This is a genomic window from Rhodococcus sp. NPDC019647 (assembly GCF_044389235.1).
GTDB lineage: Bacteria > Actinomycetota > Actinomycetes > Mycobacteriales > Mycobacteriaceae > Rhodococcus_F > Rhodococcus_F oxybenzonivorans.
Window position 1 is genome coordinate 1 of record NZ_JBIRXS010000076.1, and the last position, 1,746, is coordinate 1,746.

Consider the following 1,746-nt stretch of genomic DNA (forward strand, 5'->3'; position numbering starts at 1 on the left):
CGGGTGAGGAGCAGGTGGCCGCCGTCTTCGCCGACGTGCTCCAGGCCGACCGGGTCGGGGCGCACGACAACTTCTTCGACCTCGGCGGCAACTCGCTCATCGCGACCAAGCTGGTGTCCCGGATCCGCGCCGAACTCGGAGTGCCGTTGGGGGTGCGAGACCTTTTCGAGGCGCCGACCGTGGCGGAACTCGCGGCCACGGTGTCGGGGACGACGGGTGATGAGGTCCGTCCCGCGCTGATGCCCCGGCCACGCCCGGAACGAATTCCGTTGTCCCCGGCGCAGCAGCGGATGTGGTTCCTCAACCAGTTCGACACCACCTCACCCGCCTACAACCTGCCCGTCGCGGTACGCCTGTCCGGAGTCATCGATACCGGCGCCCTGACCGCCGCGGTCGCTGATTTGATCGAGCGGCACGAAACCCTCCGCACCGTGTTCCCGGACTCGGAGACCGGACCGCACCAGGTCGTCCTCGACGCCGACTCCGCAACTCCCGAGTTGCCGGTCACCGCCGTCGACGAGACCGGGCTCGACACCGAACTTGCCGACTTCCTCGGTGCCGGTTTCGACGTGACGACCGATTTCCCTGTCCGCGTCGCCCTGTTCCGGATCGACGCCGAGGAGCACGTCCTCGCGCTGGTGGTTCATCATATTTCCGGCGACGGCTGGTCGATGGCGCCCATGGTGCGCGACACGATGACCGCGTACGCGGCACGCACGCAAGGGAAACGGCCCACCTGGTCACCGTTGCCGGTGCAGTACGCCGACTACGCGTTGTGGCAACGCGAACTTCTCGGGGACGAATCCGACCCGGACTCGCGCGCGGCACAGCAGCTGGACTATTGGACGACCGCACTCGCCGGGGTGCCCGAGGAACTGGACCTTCCGGCCGACCGGCCCCGGCCGGCTGACCAGTCCTACCGCGGAGGCCACGTCGACGTCGCACTCGACGCATCCGTGCACCGGGCGCTGGCGTCGCTCGCACAGTCCGAGCGGGCAACGCTGTTCATGGTGGTGCACTCCGCGCTCAGCGTCCTGCTCAGTCGTGCGAGTGCGACGCCGGTCGTCACGATCGGCACCCCGGTCGCAGGCCGCGGAGAACGGGAACTGGACGACCTGATCGGCATGTTCGTCAACACCCTCGTCCTGCGGACCGAGGTCGACCCCGGGGCGACCTTCCGCGAACTCCTGGGCCGGGTGCGGGACGCGGACCTGCAAGCGTTCTCCCACACGGACGTGCCGTTCGAGCGGCTGGTCGAGATACTCAGTCCCACCCGCACCACCGCCCGCCACCCACTGTTCCAGGTGATGCTCACCTTCCAGAACCTCGAGCAGACCACGCTCGAACTCGACGGTCTCACGCTCCGCGGCCTCGACGCGACCCTCGATGTCGCGAAGTTCGACCTGCACTTCACGCTCGTCGAACAGTTCGACGAGGACGGGCTGCCGGACGGCATCTCCGCCCAGCTGATGTATGCGACCGACCTGTTCGACGAGTCGACGGCCGCGGCGATCGCCGAACGCTTCAGCAGGATCCTGGATGCCGTCGCCGCGAACCCGACGGTGCGCGTCGGTGACATCCCGCTGCTCGACACCGCCGAACGCTCCGCGTTGGAGGCCTGGAACTCGACGGCACAGGACGTACCCGTGGCGACGTTGCCGGAGTTGTTCGGGGATCGGGTGGTGCGGTCTGCGGGTGCGGTGGCGGTGGTGTTCGAGGGTGGGTCGTTGACGTATGCCGAGTTGG

General features: G+C 68.2%; 1 protein-coding gene. It reads left to right on the plus strand.

Annotated features, from left to right (window positions below; all coding sequences use genetic code 11):
- A partial coding sequence (locus tag ACH49N_RS38905) for a condensation domain-containing protein (RefSeq protein WP_358278829.1) occupies positions 1 to 1,746 on the plus strand: 1,746 nt, incomplete at both ends.